The following is a 25,953-nucleotide window of genomic DNA, read 5'->3' as shown; positions in this document are numbered from 1 at the left end:
GTGATCGATGTGACACCGAGGCTGCTGCTGCCAACGTTGACACTCAGGGCGACAGGCTGGGGCGGCTGCGCCGCACCACCGCTGTCACCACCACCGCCGCCGCAGGCTACCAGCCCGAGGCAGGAAAGAATTGGAACGAGCCTTAGGAGGGCGCGCATCATCGTGTTCTCCAAACCTGTCAACCAAATGGGTACCGACAAACCGTCACTGCAGCGTGTCACGCAACAGCTTCGGTGTCACGAAAATCAACAGCTCCGCCTTGGAGGTGCTCTTGTTCTTGTTCCGGAACAGGTTGCCAAGCAGCGGCACGTCTCCAAGGAACGGTACCTTCTGCAGGTCCTCGCGCGAGCTGATCTCGTAAACGCCGCCCAGCACAACGGTCTCGGCATCCTGGACAAGCACTGCGGTATTGATCTCGCGCTTGGTGATGGCGGGCACCACACCCTGGGGCGTCTGCAGCAGCTCGGCGACTTCATCCTTCTTGACCGCCAGCGCAAGGAACACGCGACCGTCGTTCGTGATGGTCGGCGTCACCTTCAGCTCCAGCACCACTTCCTTGAAGTTCACCGTCGTCTGGGCGACACCACCCGATACCTGAGTCGTCTGGTAACCGATTTCGTCACCCTGCTTGATGATGGCTTCCTGCTGGTTGGCCGTGATCACGCGCGGGTTGGAAACCACTTCACCGCGGCCTTCCGCCTGCAGCGCGGACAGTTCCAGATCCAGCAGGTAGTCCGCACCGAGGATCGCGAGCGCGAAGCTTCCGGCGCCAGCCGTCTGCACGGGCAGATTGAAGTTCAGGCGCTCGCCCAGGCCTGGCGAAGGCATCGGATCACCGGGCTCCTCGGGCGCAACGTACACCGGCAATCCACGGCTCACCCCGGTATAGCGGTTGCGAACAGCCATTGCACTCATGCGGTCCGTCCCTGCCGCACTGCCCGCCGTGCTGAACACATTGCCGTTGCCATCTTCCTTGGCGCCACTTATGCCGAATCGGGCACCCAGTTCGCGGGCGAAGTTTTCGTTTGCGATCACGATGCGCGATTCGATCAGCACCTGCTGGACGGGTCGGTCAAGCAGCGCGACGAGCTCACGGATCTCCTGGATCTTCGACGGGATGTCACTGACCAGCAGCGTATTGGTGCGGCGGTCGAACGAGACACTGCCTCGGGGGGACAGGAATCCGCGCGACTGCGAGCCGCCGCCGCTGCCCGAGGCGCCCTGGGTCTGCTGGCTTTCGACCGTCAGCAGTTTGGCGATGTCTTCGGCGTTGCCGAAGCTGACCGGAATATAGTCGGTGACCAGTTCGGCGCGCTCCTCGATGGCGATACGCGCATCTTCCATCTCCTTCTCACGCGTCGCGATCTCCTGCTGCGGCGCGACCCAGATCACGTTGCCCTGGCTGCGCTTGTCCAGACCCTTTGCCTGCAGAATGATGTCGAGCGCCTGGTCCCAGGGCACATTCACAAGGCGAAGCGTGATGTTGCCCTGCACGCTGTCAGCGACGACGACATTGAGTTCCGAGACGTCGGCGATAAGCTGCAGGACCGAGCGCACGGGAATATCCTGGAAGTTGAAGGTCACACGCTGGCCGGCATATTCCGGCGGGCGGTTGCGCCGCTCCGCCGCCGAGACCTCGCGCTTCGGCGCCACTTCGACCACATACTCGCTGCCGGTCTGGTAGGCCAGCGTCTCCACTGAGCCACTGGTCCCGATTTCAATCCGCGCGCCACTGTCACCGACGGGCTTGATGTCGACGAACTGGACCGGCGTCGCGAAGTCGGTCACATCCAGGCGGCGCGCATTGCGCTCCGGCACCCGGACGTTGGCGAGTTCAAGCTGCAGACGGTTGCCCAGTTCGCGCATGTCCGCGGCGACATTTTCGCCGGTGAACACGAACTGGATGCGACCCTCGCCGTCCTTGCCGCGACGGAAGTCGACGCGGTCGAGTTCGTTGCTGGTCGCGATGGCCGCGCGTTTCGTCGGATCGGTGACGGCGGCCAGGGCTGCGGAGCCGCCGGCCGACACACCCGGGTCGACCGTCAGAAGGAGCGCGGTGCCTTCCTGCCGGAGTGAATAGCTGGCCGGCCTCAGCAGGTCGACAACCAGTCGGGTGCGCCCACCGGATTCGACTGCCGAAACCGCACTGACCGCGCCGCTTCCAACCGGGAGGCGACGGTCACGCCAGGCATTGCTCGTATCGAGCAGGTCAACGGCGATTCGTGCCGGGGAGTCGGTCGCGAAATCGCGCGAATCGATGGTGCCATTCGCGAGATCCAGGCGGATGTCGATCCGGCCACCACTGATAGCGGTGTAACTCACCGACTGGAGGACGTTTGCCGCGAAGGCTGGCATTGCTGCCAGCAAGGCGATCAGGGCGAGGCCTAGACGGCTGCGGAAACGCTTCTGGGGCGAAGTGAGGGCTGTCATAGGGCTCTCTCTCACTGATTCTCAAGAGGGATCTGTGCCGGCTGCTCGTTCCAGCCACCGACTCCATTGGGGACGAGTTCTACCAACTCGATGCGGTCTTCACGGACACCAGTGATCCGGCCGTCACTCTGACCCAGGTAGTTGTTCGGCCGAACGCGGTAGACCACGCCATCGGGCGCCTTGATCAGGCCGAACATGTCCGCACCCAGACCGATGGTGCCAACCATATCCAGCGCGTCGAGCGGGAACGACTCGAGCGCCTCCTTGCGGCGTGTAGGATCAGGCCGGGGCCCTGCGGCCACCCCGGAAACAGAGCGCTGGTCTTCGCCGACATCCCATGCGGCGAAGGGTTCGCGCAGGTCGTAGGCCGAATACTCGAAGGCATCGAACGTCTTGAGGACAGGTAGAGGCTCAAGCGGAGCGCCGCGGCGAGATTTGACTTCCGCGACCCAGTCCTCCAGATCACCCATGCCCGCTGCACAGCCGGTGAGACCGACTGCGACGGCGCCGGCCAGCAACAGCGATTGCGTCAGCTGCCTGTTTTGATTTTTCCCCTGACGATACATGTCAGCGCCTCCGTGCCGGTGCTGCTGCCGCGGCGTTCTCCGCCTCCAGCTGTGCCTGCTCGCTTTCATCCAGGTAGCGGAAGGTCCGGATTGTTCCTTCCAGCTTCAGCGCATCACCTGGTGCATTCGAAGAGTTTGGTCGCCGGCGGACTGGAGCACGCCCCCGCTGATTGCCCGCCGGGGCCGCCTCGGGCGTAATTTCCTTGACCTCCAGGATCACGACGCGTGGCAGCGCGGCAATGCGGCTGATGAAATCGCCAAACTGGTGGTAGTCCCCGAACATGCGGACGGTGATCGGCTTTTCGGCATAGAAGTCGCGCTTGCTTTCGCCGCCAGGCGAAAACAGTTGGGTATCGATACCCGCGGCCAGAGCCGACTGGGAGATATCCACCAGCAATTCAGGCATCTCGGTCGCGCTCGGCAGCTGCTTGACCATCTGCTGGAACATGTTGTCCATCTCGGCGAGCTGCTCGCGATAGGCCTCGAGATTGACGACGCGGCCCTGCTTGACGGTGAAGTCATTGCGCAAGCGCTGCTCCTCGGCAGCAACCCGTTCGAGCTCCAGCTGCTGGTTGCTGATCTGGAAGTACCAGCCGGCGACACAGATCAGGATGACCAGCAGGAAGGCGAACGTATACTTGACGCCAGTCGGCCACGAGCCGACGTTGCTGGTATCAAGGTTGCGGAAATCGGCAAGATTCATGGCGAACCTCCCGGACCTGCCGAGGCAAAGGTATCCGCCTCTTCCTTCTTCTCACTCGCGCCGGGCGTCGTCATCTGGACACGCAGCGTGAAGGCGAAGCGGCTGCGCTGGTCCTCACCCTTGGCATCGATGATGTTCAGGTCGGGACTCGTCAGCCAGTCGGAGTCTTCTAGGCTTCTCATGTACATGGAGACCCGCGAGTGGGACTCGGCCAAGCCTTCCAGGGTGAGCTGGGGACCTGCCTGCTTGATGGCGGTCAGGCGGACACCTTCTGGAATGGTTCGCACCAGCTCGTCGAAAAGATGGACCATCCGCGTACGGTCTGCCTGCAGCTTTTCGATGACTTCCTTCCGGGCAATGAGCTGGCGGCGTCGTTCTTCCAGCTGCTCGATCTCCTTGATCTGTTCGTTCAAGGCCTCGATCTGGCGGGTGAGATAGGTGTTGCGTGCCTTCTGGTGATCGATGCGGGCGTTGTAGAAGAAGATGCCCGCGAGCACCAGCAGGACGCCGAGGATCGCGGCAAATCCGAGCAGGGTGTAGAACTCGCGTTCGCGCTGCTTGCGGCGCTTCGCGCGCCATGGCAATAGGTTGATATTCGCGGCCATCAGTCGAAGCTCCGCAAGGCAAGACCACAGGCAATCATCATCGCCGTGCCCTCTTCGATCGCCCGCGCGGGCACCCGGCCCGCCCTGGTCATTTCGGCAAGCGGGTTGCCGATATGGCAGGGCACGTCGATCTCGGCACTGATGGCGGCGGCCAGATCCGGCACGACGGCGATGCCGCCGGAGACGATGATCTGGTCGACCCGGCTGAATTCGCTGCCGGCGTAGAAGTACTGGAGGAGGCGGCCGATCTGGACGGCAACGTTGTGCCGGAAGCCGGGAAGAACGTCCTCGGCATAGCTTTCCGGGAGACTGCCGCTCTTGATGGCCGACTGCGCCTCTTCGCCGCTCAGGCCATAGCGGCGCTGCACGTCTTCGACCAGCGAGCGGCCACCGAAGGCATGCTCTCGCGTGTACACCAGGCGACCTTCGCGCAGGACGATCATCGTGGTGGTCATCGCGCCGATGTCGAAGATCGCGCTCACCGCGTCCATTGGCGCCTGCTGCATGACCGGCAGCAGCTCGGCGGCCCGGGCGATGGCGAATGCTTCGACGTCCACCTTCTCCATGGTCATGCCTGCGGCCTCGATGGCTTCGACACGGGCATCCACGGTTTCCGTCCGGCAGGCGGCCATCACCACATCGACCAGTTCGCTGCCGCGATTGCCGAGGACCGCGAAGTCCAGGCTGATGTCTTCCAGCGGATATGGGATGAACTGGGCGGCTTCGACCTGCACCTGGCCCTCCAGATCGTCCTCGCTGAGGCCGCTCGGCAGGGTCATGATCTTGGTGATCACCGCGGATCCGGCCACTGCGGCCGCGGCATGCTTGAGCTTGCAGCCGGATCGCTCCAGCGCACGCTTGACCGCTGCGGCCACCGCATCGTTGTCGGTGATCTGCTTGTCGCGGATCGCATCCGCAGGCAAGGGTTCGATCACCCACGATTCGATGCGATAGCGACGATCACTCCGGCTGAGCTCGAGGAGCTTGACCGAAGTGGACGAAATATCGATACCGACCAGTGCCGGCGAGCTTGGCTTGAAGAGACCCACGCCGTTCCCCCCTGTTGAGACGGCCTCTTACGGCAGTTTGTTCTGTCCGTGGATTAAAGGCCAAAACCGGAGCAGAACGCAACACCTTTTTTACAACCTGAAGCGAAAAGACCCGTTACGTGTTGTTTTTCCTGCCCTTTTGCGACCCGGATCACTCTCCTGACGTGTGGTTCACGCCCTTTTCAGGCAACATCCGGACCCTGAAACCCCGCGGCCTGGCCACACTGCTGGTCCGCGACACGCCCGATCCAACGCCCCTGGTACCTTTCCGGGAACCGTACACGCGGCTCCTACGCGCCATCATCCCTATATAATCCGCGCCGTGTCCACACCTTCCTCTCCCAACGCCGCACCCGGGCGGCGCTGGCGCCGAATCGCGAAATGGCTGCTGATCTTTTCCCTGTGCATGGCGCTGCTCGGCGCCACGGCATTGGGCGTCCTTTACTGGATGATCGCGCCAACCCTGCCTTCGGTCGCCACGCTCCGCGAAGTCCAGTTGCAGGTGCCCCTGCGCGTCGAAACGCGGGACGGTCGCCTGATCGCCAATTTCGGCGAAATGCGCCGCATACCGGTGCGGATCGACGACATTCCCGACTGCGTCAAGCATGCATTCCTCGCCGCCGAGGACGCACGCTTCTACGAGCATCCGGGCATCGACTGGCGCGGCATTTTCCGCGCCGCCTGGATGCTGGGCAGGGGCCATGAGGGCCGTGTGCCCGGCGGTTCGACGATCACCCAGCAGGTTGCGCGCAACTTCTTCCTGAGTTCCGAATACAAGCTGAAGCGCAAGGCCGCGGAGATCCTGCTGGCGCTGCGCATCGAGCGGAACCTCAGCAAGGACGAGATCCTCGAGCTGTACCTCAACAAGATCTTCCTCGGCCACCGCTCCTACGGCATCGCTGCCGCCGCCGACTTCTATTACGGAAAGCGGCTGGCCGACCTGACGCTGCCGGAATGCGCGATGCTGGCCGCGCTGCCCAAGTTCCCGTCCACCGGCAATCCGATCACCCGTCCCGAGCGCGCACTGGTACGCAGGAATTACGTCCTCGACCGCATGCTCGAGGTCGGATACATCAACGCCAGCCAGCACGCAGCGGCCATGGCCGAGCCCGAGCGGGCACGACCTCACGAATCGCCGGCGGAAGTGGACGCGCCCTACCTTGCGGAAATGGTCCGCCAGGACGCACTGGAACGACTGGGCGAACGGGCGCTCACCGACGGTTACGTCGTGGTGACCAGTATCGACGGCGACCTGCAACAGGCTGCGAATGCCGCCGTGCGCGAAGGCATCCTCGATTACGATCAGCGGCACGGCTACCGCGGGCCGGAAGCGCAGCTCGACCTTGCCGGCAGCGATCCCGCCCTCCGCTGGCGTCTGGATCCGCTCGCCGGACGCTACAACATTGCCGGCCTGCATCCCGCGCTGGTCGTCGAAGTGGGCGACGATTCCGCGACCCTGGAAATGCGCGACGGCCGCACGGTCTCCCTGGACCTGGAGGGCGTCCGCTGGGCGCGCGAATACCGCAGCGTCAATGCGCGAGGTCCGGAACCCCGTCGGATGGGCGATGTGCTGGCGCCGGGCGACGTGGTCCGCGTCGTGTTCGACAACGAGAACCGCCGCTGGCGACTCAGCCAGATGCCGGCCGTGCAGTCGGCGCTGGCTTCCATCGACAGCCGCGACGGCGCCATCCGTTCGCTGGTCGGCGGTTTCAGCTTCGCGCTCAACAAGTTCAACCGCGCCACGCAGAGCGCACGTCCACCGGGTTCCAGCTTCAAGCCGTTCGTCTATTCCGCGGCCTTCGAGCGGGGATTCAATCCCGGCAGTCTGGTCAATGACGCACCGGTCGCATTGCCCGATCCGTCGCAGCCGGACGGCTGGTGGCGCCCGGGCAACGACGATGGCCGTTTCATGGGGCCGATGCGCCTGCGCGACGCGATGGTCCGCTCCCGCAACCTCGTCTCGGTCCGCCTGCTCGAGGCGATTGGCGCCATGGCCGGTCGCGACTACATCCTCAAGTTCGGGTTCAGCGCCGAATCCATGCCACCCAACCTGTCACTGGCGCTGGGCACCAGTGCCGTGGCGCCACTGCACATGGCGCGCGGCTACGCGACGTTCATCAACGGCGGCAAGCTGGTCGATACCTGGTACATCGACCGCATCCTGGACCGCGACGGGCAGGTGGTCTTCCAGGTCGAACCACTGACGGCCCGCGAGGACTGTGGCAATGCCATGACGCCCTCCCGCCCGGCCCCACAGGCCATCGACCCGCGCAATGCCTACATCATGGTGAGTCTGCTCCAGGATGTCGTGAACCGCGGAACCGGTTCCGGCGCCAAGGTGCTGGGACGCACCGATCTTGGCGGAAAGACCGGCACCACCAACGATTTCCGTGATGTCTGGTTCTCCGGTTTCGGCGGCGACCTGGTGACGACGGTGTGGGTCGGTTTCGACGACTTCACCAGCCTGGGCCCGGGCGAATTCGCCTCGCGCACCGCGTTGCCCATCTGGATCCAATTCATGCGCACGGCGCTGGAAGGCGTTCCCGAACGCGAGTGGACCATGCCGGATGGACTGGTCCGCGTCGCCATGAATCCGCTGACCGGCGCCCTGGCCGAAAACGGCGAGCCAGGCGCGATCGCCGAACTGGTGCGTCGTGAGGACATCGACAAGATCCGCCACGGCCAAGGCATTCTTGGCGGCACCAGCGCCGAGGAAGAAGCGGCGTACGACATATTCTGACCTGGCGGTCCAGCTTGCTGGCCGCGCCGGTCGCCTCCGTCATGGATTCGAGACTCCGGGAACGCCAGCGCATCGCCGCCGAGGTCGCCCGCCGGCTCACCGAATACGGCTGCCGGGACGACCCCGCACGGGTGCGCGCCGAGGTGGCGCGCGAGCTGGGCATCACCGACCCGCGCGCCCTGCCTGGTCGCAACGAAATCGACGCCGCCCTGTCAGCGCACCTGGCGCTGTTCGGGCCCGCTGGCCAGGTGGCGAAGCTGGAGCGGCTGCGCCGGGCCGCGATCGAAGCGATGGAGGCGCTGTCGCTGTTCGATCCCCGGCTGGTCGGCCCCGTGCTGGACGGCCACGCCGGCCCCGGGAGCATTGTCGAAATCCACCTGCACGCCGACGATCCTGACCAGGTCGTGCTGTGGCTGTCGGAGCGCGGGGTTCCGGCCAGCCGCGGCCAGCACAGGATCCGTCTCGACGTCGACACCGAGACCCGCGTTCCAGCCTACGGCTTCAGTGCCGACGGCATCGCGATGAGTCTGGTGCTGCTGCCGGAAAGAAACCGCCACCTGTCGCCGATCGACCGCATCAGCGGCCGACCGATGAAGCGGGGCACACTGGAGCAGGTCCGCCGTCTCGTTGGCGCGACGTGAAAGACGCCAGGCAAGGGCCTCGACCTGGCCGGAACGCTCGGCGCCTGCCCCTCAGGGCAGTGGTCGTTGCGCACAATCGTTCGCCGTAGCCGGTGGACCGCCTGCACGTATCACCCAACCGAGGTCGCGAAGCAGGTCCAGCGTCATATCCAGCTGGTCGCCCAGCCCGGGACTGACGCCCGGTTCCATCAGCAGCGACGGCGTCGCCTCGCTGTGGAAGTGCGTGACCGACGAGCCGCTGGAAATGCTGGCCGGCGCGTACATCCGCATGCAGCCGGCCCGGGTCCCGCTCAGGGTTTCGTCGCGGCTGGGTTGCGCACTCGCTACGCCGGCTGGCGAGCGCTTCAGGCGCGCCCCTTCCTCGCGGGTGATGCCCAGAACCGGAATGGTGATGTCGCTGGCCACGCCCCCCATGGTCGGCGGCGTGCCTTCGACATTGTTGGCAACGAGCAGCGCCACTGCACCCTGTTCCTGAGCATTGCGGGCCTTTTCCACGAAAGTGCAACTGCCGCGGTCGACCAGCGCGATCCGGCCCTGGAGCCTGTTGCCGTTCAGGAACGGATATTCGCAACCATCCGTGAAAGTGCCCGGCGGATCGCCGGCAGCGGCGATGCCGTCATTCACGGTGACGACGGCTGCCGCGGGGCCACCTGACGACGGAATGCTGCCGCCGAATTCGGCGGTGGCAACGCTCAGCCGGCGCTCGCCGCCACGCACACCTTCAATGTCCAGACGCAGGATGCCCAGCAGCCAGTTCGACAGTTGCCGGTTGACGTTGTCGCCTGTCCAGACGAGATAGGGGTCGTTGCGCGCCGATGCGGCGCGTTCTGCTGCCGTCATGTTGCGCCAGTGCTTGCCGGCCTGCTGGTCATAGAGATAGTTGGACCAGAGGGTAGGCATTGAAACGTAGTACTCGCCCGTGCCCGGGTTCACGCTCGAGAGGAAGCCGAGACCGTGTGCGATCTCGTGCAGGACGACCGGCAGGAGCGGGTAGCGGTCGGCCGGACCCGGGTCTGCCGGATCCAGCCCGTACCACCATCCAACGGTGCCGTCCATGCAGCCGTTGTCGACTGAGATATTCAGGTCGATCCGGATGTCGGCCCCATTGTCCAGGTCACGACGCGCCAGCGCGTTGGCGAGCGCGATCGGATAGGCGGTATCGCGACGGGGCGCGTTGGAGAAGTTCCAGGCCATGTAGAGAGGCCCGCCCTGGCCAAGGATGTTGCTGGCTGGGCTGCAGGGCAATTCGACCATCCGCGCCTCGATCCGGATCGGGACCGGGGAATCCAGCGCAGCGGCCCAGATTTCCGCGGCGCGTTGCAGCACGCGCAAACGCTGGGCACCCAGCGTCGTGCCGCCGTTGACGCCCGCCTCGGGTCTTGCCGGCGACGGATCATTCAGTCCGGCTCCGCCGGCATTGGTGTTGACAATCACCATCTCGGCCGCCGGCACGGGCGTCGCGACGAGCATTGCAGCGAGCAGCAAGTAAAACCGCGCCATGGTCACTGCTCCTCGCTGCGGCGGCGGGCGCGGAAATCGAAGCGATCGGCCACCTCGCCACAGGACGTGAGCAGTCGCCCGTCGCGGACGAGTGCCTGGATGGGCGCCATCGCGTTGCCGTTGAGGGCCGCCACGACCGTACCGTCGGGCATCCGTTTTTCGGTCACGGCGCCCACCGCCATGGGATCGGCGTCGCTTCGCTTCGGTGCGTACTCGACCCGTACGCCGGCGAAGCCTTCATCCGCCACTGCCACAGGGTTGCCCGCCACCAGTGCCAGCGCGCCGGAAAGAGCGAGACCGACCATCCGCATACATGACCTCCGTGTGTTCCGCGTTCCACAGCCGAGCGAACCCGACAGCGCTTGGCTGGATACTACCCCAGCATTCCCGGCCTGTTGCAGGCGGCCACACGCGACCGATTCATCCGCCGCGGGGTCGCTGGCGATCCGGAAAGCAGAAAGCCCACGCACAGGCGTGGGCTTTCCATGTCGGGCCGCGTGCAGGCAGCCCGTGTCGATCAACGACTCAGCGCTTGTCGATCGACACGTAGTCGCGGCTCACCGGGCCGGTGTAGACCTGGCGCGGACGACCGATCTTCACGGTCGGATCGGCACTCTGCTCGAGCCAGTGCGCGACCCAGCCGGCGGTCCGGGCGATCGCGAACATGACCGTGAACATCGAAGTCGGGATACCCAGCGCCTTGTAGATGATGCCGGAGTAGAAATCGACGTTCGGATAGAGCTTGCGCTGCACGAAGTATTCGTCCTTCAGTGCCACCTGCTCGAGCTCCATGGCGATGTCCAGCAGCGGATCGCTGACACCCAGCTCGTTGAGCACCTTGTGGCACATCTCGCGGATGATCGTCGCGCGCGGATCGAAGTTCTTGTACACGCGATGGCCGAAGCCCATCAGCCGGAAGCCGGAATCCTTGTCCTTGGCACGCTCGACCGCCTGGGCGACGTTCTTCGCGTCGCCGATTTCCTGCAGCATCGTCAGCACGGCCTCGTTGGCGCCACCGTGTGCCGGCCCCCAAAGCGCGGCGATGCCGGCGGCGATGCAGGCGTACGGATTGGCCCCGGTCGAACCGACCAGGCGGACCGTCGACGTCGAAGCATTCTGCTCATGGTCGGCGTGCAGAATGAACAGCAGGTCCAGCGCCTTGGCGGCGACCGGCGGCAGGTCCAGCGGCTCGCTCGGCACTTCGAACATCATGTGCAGGAAGCGGTGGCAGTAATCCAGGTTGTTGCGCGGGAAGCGGATCGGCCAGCCGATCGAATAGCGATAGGCGGCCGCGGCGATCGTCGGCATCTTCGCGATCAGGCGGATGGCCGCCAGGCGACGGTGCTCAGGATCGTCGATATCCAGCTTGTCGTGATAGAACGCCGCCAGCGAACCGATGACGCCGCAGAGCATCGCCATCGGATGGGCGTCGTAATGGAAGCCCTGCATGAAGGTCTTCAGCGACTCGTGCATCATCGTGTGATGCGTGACCTCGTGCTCGAAGGCCTTGAATTCATCGGCAGTCGGCAGCTCGCCATTGATCAGCAGGTGCGCGACTTCCAGGAAGTTCGAGTGCTTGGCCAGCTGTTCGATCGGGTAGCCGCGGTAGAGCAGCACGCCTTCATCACCATCGATATAGGTGATGGCGCTCTTACAGCTTGCGGTGGCGACGAAGCCCTGGTCGTAGGTGAAATGACCGGTGTCGCGGTACAGCTTGCCGATATCGATGGCGGCCGGGCCCATCGAGCCACGGAGCAACGGCAGCTCGGAGGACTTTCCGGTTTGCTTGTCAGTCAGGACGACGTTGGATTCAGACACGAGGACCTCCAGCGAATTCGATGCACCGGCAGGCACTCTTGCGGCTTCGGGAGCGGCGGGAATGCAGGCGGCGGGGAGTTTTCGAGGACGGGCACACCGGACGGCGCGACCGACATATTGCATCGCGGCATTATCGCATACGCGAGCGCACGGGGCGCCGGCGACTGCTTGTCCGTGGCCAAAACGCGACGACCCGAGTCGCCCATCAGGGCGCCCGGGTCGCTGTGAACGTTGGCCGCGACACCCCCGGCGGGGGGCATCGCCAACAGCGTCCTGCGCTTACTTGCCGGCGTAGCGGCGGCGGAACTTGTCGACGCGACCGCCGGTGTCCACGGCCTTGTGCTTGCCCGTATAGAACGGATGCGACTTGGACGAGATTTCGACCTTCACCAGCGGATATTCCTTGCCATCTTCCCAGGTGATCGTGTCCTTGGTCTGGATGGTGGAACGCGTCAGGAACGCGAATTCGGCGTTGGCGTCCTGGAAGACGACTTCGCGGTAATTGGGGTGGATGTTGGGCTTCATGGCAAGGCCTTGCGCAGAATCAAGCATGCAAGCATAGCCTGTTCTGCCGCCCCGCTGCAAGTGATCAGCCGCCGCAGGCGACCGGGTTGGCCTGCAGGTCGGCGGTCGAGACCAGCGTCCGCCAGTCGGCGGCCGGTTCGGGCGGCTGTGCCAGCTTGAGCCAGTACACGCGCTGTTCCTCGACCCGCTCGCTCATGTCGGCCTGGTAGCCGCGGCTGCGCATCTCGCCCTGGCGGCGCTCGGCATTGCCACGGTCGCGGAACAGCCCGAGTGAAATGGTGTTTTCCTGGTCGCCGGCGGTGACCACGTAGTAGTCACGGACGCCCGCCGCCGCCAGTTCCCGGGCCGTGGTCAACGCCCGGTCGCGGCTGGCCGATGCCGGCAGGAACACCCAGTAGCCACGGAAGCGGCGCTCGACGCTTTCGCGACTGCCGAGCGTCTGGCCGATCGCGACCAGCGCCGACTCGGCCTGGCGCAGGTCGGACTGGGTCTGGAAGGGACCGATCTCGACGCAGGAGAAGCCTGTCGAGGCCACCGCGGTCTGAACCGGTTCAGGCGCGGAAGCCAGTTCGGCGCTGGCATCGCCGAGGCTGGCCATGCTCTCCCCGAGCAGGACCAGGGCCGCGACACCGGGATCGCTGGTGGCCGGCCGCGAGGCCGCCGTGCTCGGCGCCAGCCACAACCACATGGCGGTCGCCAGGTTCATGGCCAGCAGGATGACGAACAAAGCGCGCGAGAGCATGGGCCTAGTCTACGTCAGGCGATGGGGTCTTCGCGGAACGATAGGCCCAGATCGCCAGACCCTCAAGCACCAGCGCAGGCCGCAGGCGCAGGTCATACGCCAGATGTGGCGCCAGCAGCGGGGCATCGCCGCCGGACAACCACACCGAAGGCGAAAGCCCTTCATCCAGCATGTCCTGGACTGCGTGCCGTATCAGTCCGAGGGCCGCCTGCAGGCAGCCGCTTGCGATGGCGTCGGCACTGTTGGTGGCCATGCTGCCGCCGGCTTCGCCCGGACCATGCACAGCCAGGCCGGGGGCCGCGGCGACCAGTCCGGCACGCATTGCCGCCAGGCCGGGCGCGATCACGCCACCGCGATGCCGGCCCCCTGGGTCGAGGCGATCGACCGTCAACGCGGTGCCGGCACTGACCAGCAGTGCCGCGCTGGCCGGATCGGCATCATGGGCGGCGATGACCGCCAGCCAGCGGTCAATGCCCAGCTTTTCCGGATTCCGGTAAGCGCACCATAGCCCCTGCCATTCGGCCTCGACGCGTGCACTGCGCACGGGAACACGAAGCCAAGTGGCCAGTGCATCGAGAAGCGCATCGCGCGCCGGGTCCGGTGCCACCGATGCAATGACGACCTCGGCCGGCGCCGCCGAGCACCAAACGTCCCAGGGCAGACGCCCAAGGTCGAATGGCATTGCCCCTGGTGGCGCAGTGAATTCCCGCCCGGACGCCAATACCCACTTCAGTCGGGTGTTGCCGAGGTCGATCAGCAGCCGGGGAGCCCTGGCGCCGGGCAGGCAATCGGGATCGACGGTCATGCGAGGACCACGCTGACGTCGGCACTGTGATACACGGCCCGGGTGCCACCGTGATCGACCTTGAGACCGCCATCCGGCGCCAGGCCGCAGGCCGTGCCATAGCGGGACATCGCGTCGGCGGTCATGACCCGTACGGTACGGCCCGCAAGTGCATCGTGCCGGGCGAACGCCGGCAGGAACGGCCTGAGGCCGTCGTCCGCAAAGCGCTGTACGTCTTTGACCAGCGCTGCCAACAGTGCGGCGGCAACCCGGTTGCGATCGACACCGTCCGGCAACGCCGGCTTCAGGGCCGCCACCGGGCGCCCCAGCCGGGCCGACAGGTCCGCCGCACCCGACCAGTTCATGCCGATGCCGACCACGAGCTGGCCGGCACGCCCGGTGCTCTCGACCAGGATCCCGGCCAGTTTCGCGTCGTGCAGCAGTAGGTCATTCGGCCACTTGACCGCCAGGCCCCCGGCGCCCAGCTCCGACAACGCGCGATGGACGGCCAGCCCGGCGACGATGGCCACCCCGGGCAGCTCCGCCAGCGGGCGCGCGCAGTGGAGGAGCACGGACATCAGGATCGACTCGCCGAACCGGCCCTGCCAGACCCGCTGCCGGCGCCCGCGTCCGGCGCGCTGGCATTCGCACAACAGCGCGCTGGGTGCCGCCACCGCTCCGGCTGCCGCATCGGCCAGCAGCTGCGCGTTGGTGGAATCCGTCAGCGCCTCCACCCGGACGGCACAGGAAACGTCAAGGGCCGACAGATGACCGGCGATCCGGTCGGCACTCAGCCCCAGGATGTCCGCCACCCAGACCAGTTGCGCCGCCCGCTCCCGGATGGGAAGGCCCAGCGCATCCCAGTCCTGCCGGAGCGCGTCGAGTTCGCGGGCACCGCCGGCGCGCTCGCGCGCCGAGGCGAGGCTGATGCCCTCGCCCTCAGACAGTGCGAAAAGCATCGCCTCGGCCTCCGCGGGCCAACCGCGCGCGCTGCCATCCACGGGACGCGCGGCGTTGGATTCGTCCAGTCGTTCTCTCACAGCGTCCTGCCGCATTCGTCCGTCCCGGCCGCAACGGTGGCCGTGGCCCGCACATCCTAACGAAGAACCCGGACACAGAGGCCTTTGCCCACGCCATCGGCACTGTCCGTGCGGACTGTCCGGCATGGGACGACTCGACCACTTCGCGGACAGCCGTCAAGATCGATCATCTCAATCAATTCAGTGACCTATGCGCCAGCAAAGCTTTGGCACGACGTTTGCATTCGATGTAGCGCGAACCCCTGGAGTAAAGACATGAACCTGCTCGCCGTCCGTTTTGTCATCGCCATAGTGCTCGGCCTCGGCCTGACCGTCGCCGCGCTGACCACGACGCCGCGCCTTTCCGGAAGCGAAGTCGTCGCGGACAGGGATATCGTGCTCCGCACCGCCGACCTCACGCCCGCCACCGTGGTGGTGGCGCAACCGCGGACCACCATGAGCTGGCGTACGCTCCTGCCGGGAAGCATGCGGTAATACGGCCCGGCGTCCGGCGCCGCTCGCGCCCGGACGCCGCCTGCGGCACACTGCCAGCCATGTTGGGCTGGTTGAAACGGCGGTCGGAGCCGCCTGTCATCTCCGATGAGGCCTGGTTCGACGCCTGCGCCGACATCCGCTGGCTCGACAGGCTGCCACCGGGCCTCCTCGACAGCCTGCGCGCGCTGAGTGCACGCTTCCTCCGCGACAAGTGCATCACCGGCAGCCACGATCTGGAACTGGACGACGACGACCGCCTGCGGATCGCCATCCTCGCCTGCCTTCCGGTCACCCGGCTGGGCTATGACTGGCTTCGCGGCTGGTCGCAGGTGATCGTCTACCAGGGTCAGTTCCGCGTACGACGCAGCTGGCACGACGATGACACCGGCGTCGTCACCGAGGACGAGGACTGGCTTGCAGGCGAGGCCTGGCACCAGGGTCCACTGATCCTCTCGCTGGAGGACATCCTCGCCGACCTGGACGCGCCCTACGACGGTTTCAATCTCGTCGCGCACGAGGTCGCCCACAAGCTGGACATGCTGGACGGCGCCTGCGACGGCGTGCCGCCGTTGCCGGACCGGGCGACCGCACTGCGCTGGCAGGCGATATTCAGTGATGAATACCGGCGCTTCTGCAAGGCGGTGGATGCCGGCGAAGAGACCGTGATGGACCCCTACGCGGCGGAGGCACCGGACGAGTTCTTCGCAGTTGCCAGCGAGACCTTTTTCTCCGCGCCGGACCTGCTTGCCGCGGGGCACCCGGCCCTGCACGCGGAACTTCGCGCGTTCTACGGCTTCGAACTCGTCCTGCCGGAACGTGAGGGTGTCGACCGCTGACGGTTCAGTTGCTGATCAGGGCAATGGGCTTGAACGGCTAGAATCACGGGTCACGCGTGTGAGGAGATGCAAGGTGAGAGTGAGTCCAACCCAACCGACCGGCCTGTGCCTGGCACTGGCCGGCCTGCTGGCCATCCCGGAAGCGATCGCCGCCCCTGCCAGCGTGCTGGTCGAGATTCCGGACACGGGGGCTTACCGCCTGAGCTACGAGCAGATTGCCGCGGTCGTGCCCGAGATGGGCGAGATCGACAGCGGTCTCCTGCGCCTCAGCACCCGCGGCGAACCCCGCGCCATCCACGTCCATGACGGCGGTGACGGCCGCTTCGGCCCGGGCGACAGTGTGAGCTTCCACGCCGTCCGGCTGTCCGGCCCGCAGAGCTGGTTCGACACCTACGCCGTCAACAATGTGTACAGGCTCGACTTCGACGGCAGTGCAGCGCTGCCGCCTGCCAGCCCTGCGGCGTCGACTGGTGCGATGGCTGCCCTGCGTCGCAGCCTGCATCTGGAAGAGGAAAACCTGCAGATCCGGCTCAACAACCGCTGGATCCAGCCGGGCGAGGAACCGGACCTGTGGTTCTGGAGCAAGCTGACCCAGATCGATCCCGAACCGTTCCGCAGCCAGTTCGACCTGCCCGATCTGTCCACGGGTGGCGGCACCGTGGATATCGAGCTGGGCTTTCGTGGCCTGTCCGAAGTCCGCGCCGTGCGCGGCTCGCAGAAGCCTGCCGATCACGTCGTCGAAATCCGCGTCAATGATGCCCTGGTGACGACCGTCGAGTTCGAGAGCCGTAACGAGTTCCGCACCCGTCTGTCACTTCCGGCGCACACGCTCGCCGCCACCGGAAACACGCTGGAACTCCGCGTTCCGCAACGCCGGTCGGAAACGGCCGATGCACTGGTCGACGTGGTGATGTTCGATTTCGTCGACGTCGACTACCCGCTGGACACGAACCTTTCCCATGCCCTGCTGCCCCTGACTGTCCAGGGTGGCGGGTCGGTCGCCGTGGCTGTTGCCGGAGAACCGCGGGAACTGGCGCTGTACGGCAAGGACGGCAGTCGCCATCTGGCCGAAAAGCGGAACGGCCACTGGCACCTCCCGGCGCTGGCGCCGGGTGAATACCAGCCGGTTCCCGATGGTCATTACCGTGAAATCGCCGCCATCCGCACGTTGCCGGCCTCGGACTGGCACAACGTCGACCAGGGTTACGACTACCTGCTCGTCTCGCATCCGAGCCTGCAGCAGGCCGCCCGTCCGCTGGCCGAACACCATCGCAGCCAGGGCCTGCGCGTGGCTGAAGTGGATGTCACCCACCTGTACGACCAGTTCAACCACGGCATCGTCCATCCCCGCGCGATCCGCGATTTCGTCGCCCACGCCTACCACCACTGGCCAGCCCCGCGGCCGCGCTTCGTGCTGCTGGTCGGCGACGCCAGTTTCGACATCCGCTCGGATCGTGCCGAAGACGCCCGTTACGCGAAGTGGGCGAACATGGAGCTGCTGATTCCCGGCCAGTTCGGCACGATTCCCGGCGGGATGTACGAGGGCACCGACAAGCTGGCGGCGCGCCGCAACCTGATCCCGACCTGGCAGTACCCGTCCGAGGAAGGCCACTCGGCGGCGGACAACTATTTCGTCGCTGTTGATGGTGACGACTGGCTGCCGGATCTCGCGCTCGGCCGGTTCCCGGTCGTCGAGCCGGAAGAAGTCGAGGCGATCGTCGCCAAGACGATCCGTTACGCCACCCGCGTCGATTTCGGCGACTGGCGGATGAACACATTGTTCACTACCGACACGACGCCCCATTTCCAGAGCGAGAGCACGCGTCTCGCCGACTCACTCGTCAACGAGGGTTTCCTGTCGCAGCGCGTGTACGCCGACGCCGATGCCCAGGACAACGAACCGCAGATCAATGCGCTCAACGAGGCCATCAACGAAGGCCAGCTGCTGGTGCACTTCATCGGCCACGGCGGCCGTTACATCTGGCGTACCGGCCCGCCCGACCTGACCCGCAACCACGACCTGTTCACGCTGGATCATGTCGCGCAGCTCAACAACGGCGACCGCCTGCCGATGGTGCTCTCGATGACCTGCTATTCGGCACCCTTCGACCATCCCAGTGCCGATTCGATCGGGGAGCGATTCCTGCGCGAACCCGGCAAGGGTGCAATCGCGGTGTTTGCCGCGTCATGGCGCAATTCGCCTGCGCCCGCATTCAGCGACGCAGCAGTCAGGGAGCTGATGGTCCCGGGGGCCACGATCGGTGAAGCGCTGATGCGGGCGAAGCATGCCATTCCCAACCAGTGGCAACGCACGCTGGTTGAAACGTACAACCTTCTTGGCGATCCCGCTGTTGTCCTCAAGCGTCCCAGCCTGCCGCTGCAGCTGCGGGTCCAGGAACGGGGCGGCCGAAGCAGCCTGGAACTCGCCACCGAGCAGGCCGTCAACGGACGCGCGACCGTGCAATGGATGGATCAGGACGGGCAGCTGCTGGCCCAGCGCCAACTTGAGATGCGCGGACGCACTGCACGCGTCGAAGCACCCGCCGAGGCAACGACCGCGACCGAAATCCGTGTCCACCTGGCCGACTACGCCAGCCGGAGCGACGGCATCGGACGCCTCGACCTGGTTGCCCTGGCGGAAGCGGCGCGCCGCGAGGCCGAGGCGGAAGCGGAGCGGACGCGCCTCGCCGCCCTGCCGCCGCCAACGCCCCGCGACCGCAGCTCGGTCGACGAGGCTGACGTGATCACCTACAGCGGTCTGGATTCGGCGCACTGACGCCCCAGCGGTGGTGACGGCAGGGCAAATCGATCAGGGGCCGGAACGGCGGCCCCGCCGCCACAACTCCTGCCACGCCCGTCGCAGGAAATCGCGTTCGTAGAGGCGCGGTTCCACCCAGCTCCACCACGCGCGTGCCCGGATCCGTCGGCTTCGCCGGATGATCCGGCGGTCCCGCCACATCGCCGGCAGCCCCCGCAGCGCATCCCGGTAAAGGCGCCAGAGGGTGCCCGCGCGCCCCTTTCTCAGGTTGCGCGCCCAGATTCCCGCGTGTGCCACCAGCAGCCAGGGCGAGAAGACCACCAGCCAGACCGCAGGCGCATTGCGTACCAGCGCCCAGATCGAGTTGCGGATGCCGTGATACAGGACGAACTCGTTGTCGGGTCCACCACTGGACAGCGAGCCATGATGCAGTGCGTATACGTCCTCGGCGAAGGCGCAGCCATAGCCCAGCCAGCGCGCGCGCATCACCAGGTCGGTGTCTTCGGCGTAACAGAAGAAACGTTCATCGAACCAGTACCCCTGCTGGGCGTCCAGGTCTTCAAGCAGGCGCCGGCTCAACAGCATGCAGCCGCCGGTCGGACCGAGCAGGCGCTCCTCGGGGTGCTTCCGGTTGGAGGCCAGGCCCGAGCGGTAGAGCGTGATGCCGAGGCTGTCGATCTGTGTCGGCCTGTCCGCGCGCAGCATCCGGGTCGCCACCATGTCCGCATCGGCCCGGGTCGTGCGCAAAGCGAGCAGCGCATCGACCAGCCCCGGGCCGGCGCGCACATCGTTGTTAAGAAGCAGCACCGTGTCGACGGCGGGATCCTGCAGCGCGTGGTCGATCAGCCGGTTCATGCCACCGGCGAAACCCAGGTTCCGGGCACTGGCGACCAGTTCCACCCGACTGTCCGCCAGCGGCGGCGTCCAGGTGCCGCTCGCATTGTCCAGCAGCAGCAGCCGCGCGTCGTCGGGCAGTTGTGGCAGGACGGACGAGATCGCCTCGGCCGTCACCGATGCCTCGCCGAAATGCACGATCAGGACCGCGAGCATCAGACCGTCCTGCCATACCGACCCGCGAACGCTGGGGCGCATCCGGCCGATGCCCGGCCCATCGTCGTGCCGCTGTACGGGCCATGCATGTTCCTAGACCGGCAGCGTGGCGGTATAGCCCGGATCGACCTCGTAACTGTTGCCATCGCTCCGGAAATTGATGTTGTAGAACGGGTCGCCACGCTCCAGGAGCGCCCGATGACGGCGCCGCATGTAGCCTGTCTCGGCCTCGAACCGGGCCTTTTTCGCCTCGTCATTCTCGCTGCCACGGGTCTTGGACTCGTGGTGGTACAGCTCCGCATGCGGCGTGTACACGTTGAGGTAACCCTTCTCCATCGCACGCAGGCAGAAATCGACGTCGTTGTAGGCCACGCCGAGGTTCTTTTCGTCCAGCCCACCCAGCTCGCGGTACAGGGACATGCGCATCATCGCGCAGGCGAAGGTCACGGCGCTGACGTTCTGCAGCAGGTGCGGCTTCGCCATGTAGCCGGGATGGTCGGCGGGAATCAGGTGGTGCGCATGGCCGGCGAAGGAGCCGATGCCGATGATGACGCCGCCATGCTGCACCGTCTCGTCCGGATACAGCAGACGACAACCGACGACGCCAACCTCCGGGCGCTGCGCGTGCTCGACCAGTGACTCGATCCAGTCGTTGCTGATGACCTGCGTGTCGTTGTTGAGCAGCAGCAGCAGGTCACCCTTGAGCTGCGGCACCACCCAGTTGTGCAGCGCCGAGTAGTTGAACGGCCGGTCATAGCGCAACGCCCTGACTCGCGCGTCACGCTGCTGCAGCTCGACAAGGAGGGCGGCGGTCTCCGGCAAGCGGCTCTGGTTGTCGACCAGTACCAGCTCGAAATCCTGCCAGGTGCTGCGCTCGAGGATCGACCCGACGCACTGCCGCAGGAGGGCGGGCTCATCGCGGAAGGGCACGACGATGCTGACCCGCGGCTTCCCGAGGATGTCCCGGCGGACGTGGTAGGTATTCGGATAGGGGCCGAGGTCGACGCGACCGGCAATGGCACGTCGTGTCAGCGCATCGGTCAGCGCGCGCCGCCCGGCCTCCCAGGTGTAGGGCTTGGCGCCGGCCGTCGCCGCCGTCGAGCTGGGCACCATGCGCCAGTGGTACAACACCTTGGGAATGTGGTGGACCTTGCGCGCCCGCTCGGTCAATCGCAGCACGAGATCGAAATCCTGCGCCCCGTCATAGCCATAGTGCAGGCCGCCCACCTCGTCGACGAGCTTCCTGGCTACCACCGTGAAGTGGCAGAAATAGTTGTTGGAGAACAGGTAGTCGGGTGAATAGTCGGGCTTGTAGACAGGGCCGTGGCAACCACCGTCGACATCCATCTTGTCCTCGTCCGAATAGATGAGGTCGACCTGGGGATCCTGCAGAACAAGGACGTTCTCAAGCAATGCGTCGCGGGTAAGGACGTCGTCGTGGTCGAGGAGTCCGATGTACTCGCCGGTCGCCAACGCCAGCGCCGCGTTGGTCGTCCGGGCGATGCCGGCGTTGCTCTCCATGCGCTGCTGGCGGATACGGGGGTCGTCCAGCTGCGCCAGGTACTCCAGGGTCTCGGGTTTGTTGGAGCAGTCGTCGACGATGCACAGCTCCCACTTCCCGTAATACTGGTTGCGCAGCGACTCGATGGCATCGTGCAGCCAGCGCGGGTCGGTGTTGTAGACCGGCATGATGATCGAGAACACCGGCTGCCGCGCCAGCGTCTTCAGCACCTCTGCGGCACGCGCGGCATCCATTCGTGGTACCGGCGGGATGTCGCTGGGACGGCTGGCGCCCTGGTTGAACAGGGTGTAGGACTGCGTCGATCGGGTGAGGAACGGCAGGCGGCGATGCAGCCAGAGGATGAGCTGCCGCTTGCGGCGATAACTGATGCCGGGGAACCCGTAGTACATCCTGTACAGGCGCTGCTCGAACCGCCACGACATCCGCGGCAGGCGCAGCTTTCCCGCGACCCAGCGCAGTGGCGCGGTAATGCGCCACGACAGCGACCGCTGCATGTCCTGTACGCTCCGATGCGCCTGCTCGCAGCGGGCATCGGCGGCCTGCAGGCCCAGCTGCGCCTGTTCCAGTTCCTGCTGCAATCTCGCCCGCGTTTCCAGATCGGCACCCAGGCGCTCACGCAGATCGTGCTCGCCGTCCTCCAGGGCGCGAATGCGCTCGCGCAGCGCCTCGTTGTTCCGGCGCTCGTTGTCGAGCCGTTGTTGGACCATCTCGCGCATCTCCGCCGTTGCCGCATTGATCGCTGCAATGGCACGGACGTTGTCGTCGGTGGCCAGATGCCGCCCGATGGCGATGCGCTGGTCGAAGGCATCCTGGAACAGGGCCAGGATCCCGTCCGGCTCAGGGTCATCCGGCTGCACGGCCTGCATTCCCGGTTGACGGGCAGCATCTTCGACCTGTGCCCAGAGTCGCTGCTGCGCCGCCGTCATCAACCCGTCCGGATCGCCTTCGCTGCGCTGCCGGTAGAGCCCGGGCTTGATACGTTCCGCCAGCTTCCCCGGATCTGGCACGGCCAGTCCGCGGAGGCCTGCGGCGGTCAGCGCCCCGACGACGCGTGCAAGTTCGGCGGCGGGATCGGCCATCAGGCGGCGGTAGGCCAGGAAAACCGCCGGCTGGCCATCAAGGCCCGCCAGCGTCCTTCGCAGGTATTTTTCCCACAATGCCAGCAGATAGGCGGTCGGATAGACACCGCGCGGCGAGCGGGCCAGCGAGCCGGCGATTTCCAGTGGATGACGGATGACGACCACGGGTACGAAGTCAGCCCCGGCGTCGCGCCAGGCCGGCAACACGAGGCCCAGTCGCGGATCCTTCACCAGCCATGGCGAATGCGGCTGCAGCCTGCCGACGATGGCCTGCAGTGCGGCGCGCAGATCATGCGCGGCCACGGTGTCGAACGCATCGCCCGGATAGCCGGCGAGCCGGTCCCAGTCGCGACCCAGCGCACGGAGGAAATCTGCCTGGGCCTCGTAGACGTCGCGGCGCTCCCAGTAGCCATCCGGGTTGTCCTGCGGATGTGCGGGCAGGAAATCATCCTCGCTGCCGAGCCACAGGCCGGCATCGCCCAGCAACCGCGTGGCCAGCGACGTGCCGGAACGGTGCATGCCCAGCAGCAGGACACCGGGCGCGGTGCGGGGCTCCTTGCGCGCAGGCGAGGCGGCCGCGCCGGACGGCACAACTGAACCTGCGGCCGGCTCGATGGGCGGGTGCCCGGCACCGGGACCGGGCCCGGTGGCGCCCGGTCCGGAAGCGGCGCAGTTCTGATCGCCGGTCATCGACACAGCAGGACCGATACGCCAGACAGAGAAATCCTCCACGCCCGTTTCGTCTCCGACACGCTCGTACACACAGGTCGCCGCGACACCGAAATGCTGGAAAGCGCGCTCCAGAAATGCCCGGAAGTCCGTGCTGTCCCAGACGTGTACGGCTTCGCGTCGTTCGCGCACGCGTTCGAGAGCCTGCGCGACCCGCCGCGCCGGCCCACGCAGTTGCCCGACATCCAGCACTTCAAGCAGGTCGACGTAAAGCTGGTCCTCCGGCGAAGACCGGCCTTCGGCATGCGCCTGCAGCAGTGCATCGAAGGACGTCGAGGGCCGGTCCCGGTCATGGGTGAAGCGCTTGTCGGCGGCCGAGACGACGATATGCCCGCCGGGCTTCACGACGCGCACCATCTCCTCCAGCAGACGCAGCGGATTGCCCAGGTGGGCAAGAACCATGTTGGCAATGACGAAATCGAGACTGTGCCGGGCGAACGGAGCCAGGCCGGCCAGATCGACATCGACCAGGTGATCGGGCTTCGCAAGTGCCGCGCCGGCCAGTTCGGGGAACCGCTGCCGTGCCGTCTCCTCATCCATGGCATCGCAGTATTCGACATGCAACGCGGGGGACAGGGGCGTCGCAGCGTGCAGTGCGCCGATTTCGATACCCCTGCCGCGCAGGAGCCTGCAGCCTTCTTGACGATGAAGCATGGGCGCAATCCGTTGAACAACACAATGAAGCGCCGGCCACGGACGAGGAGGCACAAACGCAATCGGGTATGCTAACAGGGACGGGCGCCCGGAGCGGATGGCGGCATCACCGCCGTACGCGTCCGCTTTTCCCCGGCACCTTGCCCATTTCACTCATCTCCGACCACGGTCCGCCATGAATCGCAACGACAGGATCTTCGCGCACATCGATCGCCGCGGCTTGGGACTCGAGATAGGTCCCAGCTACAACCCGATTGCGCCCAAGCGTGCGGGTTTCAACGTCGAAACGGTTGACCATATGGATCAGGCTGGACTCGTTGCCAAGTACACCGGCCACGGCGTCGACACAAGCGCCATCGAAAAGGTCGATTATGTCTGGCAAGGCCAACCCCTGAGCGAACTGATCGGCCAGGAAGGTCGCTACGACTGGATCATCGCTTCACACGTGATTGAACATGTGCCGGATCTGGTCGGCTTCCTGGGCGAATGCCGGAAGTTGTTGAAACCAACGGGGACCCTTTCCCTGGCGATCCCGGACAAGCGTTACTGCTTCGACTATTTCCGCCCCCTGAGCTCTACCGGTGACGCCCTCCAGGCACATCTGGAAAAACGCTCCCGACACCCCGCCGGGTGGGTGTTCGACTATTTCTCGTCCGCGTCCGCGCTTGATGGCGCGATCACCTGGGTTGCAGGAACGCGGGGCGACGTCAGGCACCTGCATTCGTTGGAGGAGGCGCGCAACTTCTTCCAGCTCGCACAACAGACGGACGCGCCATATATCGACATCCATGCATGGCGGTTCACCCCGTCCAGCTTCCGGCTGATCGTCCACGAGCTGCAACAGTTGGACCTGATCGACCTTGCCGAATCGTGTTTCTTTGATTCGGTGGGCTGCGAGTTCTATGTGTCGCTGAAACCCGGGCCGGCTGCCAGCCAAGTTGATCGCCGGTCTCTTGCCCGCCAAATCCAGAAAGAGCTGGCCCTCGCGGCCATCTGACTTGTCAAACCGCAATCAGGCGGCGTGATAGGCCGACAGCACCGCGCCGACGTCATCCTGCATGACCAGCTTGCCATGCTCGATCCAGGCGGCGCGGTGAGCGAGTTCCTCGACCGTCGAGTCCTGGTGTGACACCAGCACGCAGGTCATGCCGGAGCGCATTCGCTGGCGCAGGTCCCCTTCGGATTTCTTGAGGAATTCGGCATCGCCGACGCCCAGCACCTCGTCGATGAGCAGGACGTCCGGTTGCGACTGCATCGCCACCGCGAAGCCCAGACGCATCACCATGCCGCTGGAGTAGGTACTCAGCGGCATCTCGAAGAAATCGCCCAGTTCCGAATAGTCCTGGATTGCCGGCAGGCAGCGCTCGATCTTGCGACGGCGCAAGCCCAGGAGCATACCGCTCAGGAGCGCATTGTCACGCCCGGACAGGTGCGGGACGAAACCCAGCCCCAACGCCAGCATCTGGATCCGCAGCGGCCGCTTCACCACCACGCGGCCGCGATCGGGCCGCAGGATGCCGGCGATGACGCGCAGCAGCGTGCTCTTGCCGGCGCCATTGCGACCGATCAACCCGAGCGTCTCGCCCTCGCGAAGGTCGAGGCTCACGTCTTCAACGGCCCAGAAGGCGCCGGCGCCGACGCGGCGAACGCCGTGATAGGCGACGCCGACGTTTTCAAGGCGCAACAGTATTTCGCTCACGGCCGGCCC

General features: G+C 65.8%; 21 protein-coding genes. 6 read left to right on the top strand and 15 right to left on the bottom strand.

All coding sequences use genetic code 11. The features are described from left to right. Window positions 1–204 precede the first annotated feature (204 nt). From EDC25_RS03360 to pilM, 5 genes are all read right to left on the bottom strand, one after another. Window positions 205–2,430 carry a type IV pilus secretin PilQ gene (locus EDC25_RS03360; RefSeq protein WP_205985018.1) on the bottom strand — a complete coding sequence of 742 codons (2,226 nt, stop codon included), beginning with the start codon at window positions 2,428–2,430 and terminating at the stop codon, window positions 205–207. A gap of 11 nt (window positions 2,431–2,441) precedes the next feature. Next, window positions 2,442–2,900: a pilus assembly protein PilP gene (locus EDC25_RS03355; protein ID WP_164484126.1), complete on the bottom strand. Its 459-nt coding sequence runs from the start codon at window positions 2,898–2,900 to the stop codon at window positions 2,442–2,444. Between the two features lie 97 nt (window positions 2,901–2,997). Beyond that, window positions 2,998–3,699, bottom strand: a complete 702-nt coding sequence (locus EDC25_RS03350; protein WP_123522684.1) for a type IV pilus inner membrane component PilO — start codon at window positions 3,697–3,699, stop codon at window positions 2,998–3,000. Next, a complete protein-coding gene (locus EDC25_RS03345; protein ID WP_123522685.1) occupies window positions 3,696–4,304 on the bottom strand; it encodes a PilN domain-containing protein in 609 nt (202 codons plus the stop codon). The genes EDC25_RS03350 and EDC25_RS03345 overlap by 4 nt, the downstream gene beginning before the upstream one ends. Beyond that, the gene (gene pilM / locus EDC25_RS03340) at window positions 4,304–5,353 is read right to left on the bottom strand and encodes a type IV pilus assembly protein PilM (RefSeq protein WP_123522686.1); all 1,050 of its coding nucleotides are present in this window, start codon (window positions 5,351–5,353) and stop codon (window positions 4,304–4,306) included. The genes EDC25_RS03345 and pilM overlap by 1 nt, the downstream gene beginning before the upstream one ends. A gap of 322 nt (window positions 5,354–5,675) precedes the next feature. Here pilM and EDC25_RS03335 point away from each other — a divergent pair, with 322 nt between their 5' ends. Next, window positions 5,676–8,093, top strand: a complete 2,418-nt coding sequence (locus EDC25_RS03335; protein ID WP_338108958.1) for a penicillin-binding protein 1A — start codon at window positions 5,676–5,678, stop codon at window positions 8,091–8,093. Between the two features lie 41 nt (window positions 8,094–8,134). Continuing rightward, window positions 8,135–8,734, top strand: coding sequence for a hypothetical protein (locus EDC25_RS03330; RefSeq protein WP_132577230.1), 600 nt, complete (start codon window positions 8,135–8,137; stop codon window positions 8,732–8,734). Window positions 8,735–8,785: 51 nt separating this feature from the next. Here EDC25_RS03330 and EDC25_RS03325 read toward each other — a convergent pair whose 3' ends face one another. The 7 genes from EDC25_RS03325 to EDC25_RS03295 all read right to left on the bottom strand — a co-directional run bounded on the left by EDC25_RS03325 (window position 8,786) and on the right by EDC25_RS03295 (window position 15,104). After that, window positions 8,786–10,234: a PA domain-containing protein gene (locus tag EDC25_RS03325; RefSeq protein ID WP_123522689.1), complete on the bottom strand. Its 1,449-nt coding sequence runs from the start codon at window positions 10,232–10,234 to the stop codon at window positions 8,786–8,788. A 2-nt stretch (window positions 10,235–10,236) separates the two neighbouring features. Further along, on the bottom strand, window positions 10,237–10,539 hold the full coding sequence (locus EDC25_RS03320) for a hypothetical protein (RefSeq protein WP_123522690.1): 303 nt from the start codon (window positions 10,537–10,539) through the stop codon (window positions 10,237–10,239). A gap of 220 nt (window positions 10,540–10,759) precedes the next feature. After that, window positions 10,760–12,052: a citrate synthase gene (locus tag EDC25_RS03315; protein ID WP_240639684.1), complete on the bottom strand. Its 1,293-nt coding sequence runs from the start codon at window positions 12,050–12,052 to the stop codon at window positions 10,760–10,762. Between the two features lie 279 nt (window positions 12,053–12,331). Then, the gene (locus EDC25_RS03310) at window positions 12,332–12,577 is read right to left on the bottom strand and encodes a type B 50S ribosomal protein L31 (protein ID WP_123522692.1); all 246 of its coding nucleotides are present in this window, start codon (window positions 12,575–12,577) and stop codon (window positions 12,332–12,334) included. Between the two features lie 64 nt (window positions 12,578–12,641). After that, complete coding sequence (locus tag EDC25_RS03305) at window positions 12,642–13,319, bottom strand: SPOR domain-containing protein (protein WP_123522693.1); 678 nt, start codon at window positions 13,317–13,319, stop codon at window positions 12,642–12,644. A 4-nt stretch (window positions 13,320–13,323) separates the two neighbouring features. After that, window positions 13,324–14,124 carry a type III pantothenate kinase gene (locus EDC25_RS03300; protein WP_123522694.1) on the bottom strand — a complete coding sequence of 267 codons (801 nt, stop codon included), beginning with the start codon at window positions 14,122–14,124 and terminating at the stop codon, window positions 13,324–13,326. Further along, on the bottom strand, window positions 14,121–15,104 hold the full coding sequence (locus tag EDC25_RS03295) for a biotin--[acetyl-CoA-carboxylase] ligase (RefSeq protein WP_164484116.1): 984 nt from the start codon (window positions 15,102–15,104) through the stop codon (window positions 14,121–14,123). Before EDC25_RS03295 ends, EDC25_RS03300 begins: the two co-directional genes overlap by 4 nt. A gap of 294 nt (window positions 15,105–15,398) precedes the next feature. On the opposite strand from EDC25_RS03295, the gene EDC25_RS03290 reads away from it, so the two are divergent. The 3 genes from EDC25_RS03290 to EDC25_RS03280 all read left to right on the top strand — a co-directional run bounded on the left by EDC25_RS03290 (window position 15,399) and on the right by EDC25_RS03280 (window position 19,229). Further along, on the top strand, window positions 15,399–15,617 hold the full coding sequence (locus EDC25_RS03290; RefSeq protein ID WP_123522696.1) for a hypothetical protein: 219 nt from the start codon (window positions 15,399–15,401) through the stop codon (window positions 15,615–15,617). A gap of 71 nt (window positions 15,618–15,688) precedes the next feature. Then, entirely contained in the window at window positions 15,689–16,453 is a 765-nt protein-coding gene (locus EDC25_RS03285) for a M90 family metallopeptidase (protein WP_240639685.1), read from the top strand. A 79-nt stretch (window positions 16,454–16,532) separates the two neighbouring features. Beyond that, complete coding sequence (locus tag EDC25_RS03280) at window positions 16,533–19,229, top strand: C25 family cysteine peptidase (RefSeq protein ID WP_123522698.1); 2,697 nt, start codon at window positions 16,533–16,535, stop codon at window positions 19,227–19,229. A 33-nt stretch (window positions 19,230–19,262) separates the two neighbouring features. Here the strand turns inward: EDC25_RS03280 and EDC25_RS03275 are convergent, their stop codons facing one another. Beyond that, on the bottom strand, window positions 19,263–20,261 hold the full coding sequence (locus tag EDC25_RS03275; RefSeq protein WP_164484117.1) for a glycosyltransferase family 2 protein: 999 nt from the start codon (window positions 20,259–20,261) through the stop codon (window positions 19,263–19,265). A gap of 93 nt (window positions 20,262–20,354) precedes the next feature. Next, complete coding sequence (locus EDC25_RS03270; protein WP_132577228.1) at window positions 20,355–24,245, bottom strand: glycosyltransferase; 3,891 nt, start codon at window positions 24,243–24,245, stop codon at window positions 20,355–20,357. Window positions 24,246–24,342: 97 nt separating this feature from the next. On the opposite strand from EDC25_RS03270, the gene EDC25_RS03265 reads away from it, so the two are divergent. Then, entirely contained in the window at window positions 24,343–25,242 is a 900-nt protein-coding gene (locus EDC25_RS03265) for a class I SAM-dependent methyltransferase (RefSeq protein ID WP_123522702.1), read from the top strand. 15 nt (window positions 25,243–25,257) lie between these two features. Here EDC25_RS03265 and EDC25_RS03260 read toward each other — a convergent pair whose 3' ends face one another. After that, window positions 25,258–25,944 (bottom strand): ABC transporter ATP-binding protein, encoded by a 687-nt coding sequence (locus tag EDC25_RS03260; protein ID WP_205985019.1) that lies wholly within the window; start codon window positions 25,942–25,944, stop codon window positions 25,258–25,260. Window positions 25,945–25,953 lie beyond the last annotated feature (9 nt).

Origin of the sequence: Pseudofulvimonas gallinarii (genome assembly GCF_004343305.1) — a bacterium.
In the GTDB taxonomy this organism is placed as follows: domain Bacteria; phylum Pseudomonadota; class Gammaproteobacteria; order Xanthomonadales; family UBA2363; genus Pseudofulvimonas; species Pseudofulvimonas gallinarii.
Note: the sequence above shows the minus strand (reverse complement) of the source record. Positions and strands in the feature narration are given on the sequence as shown.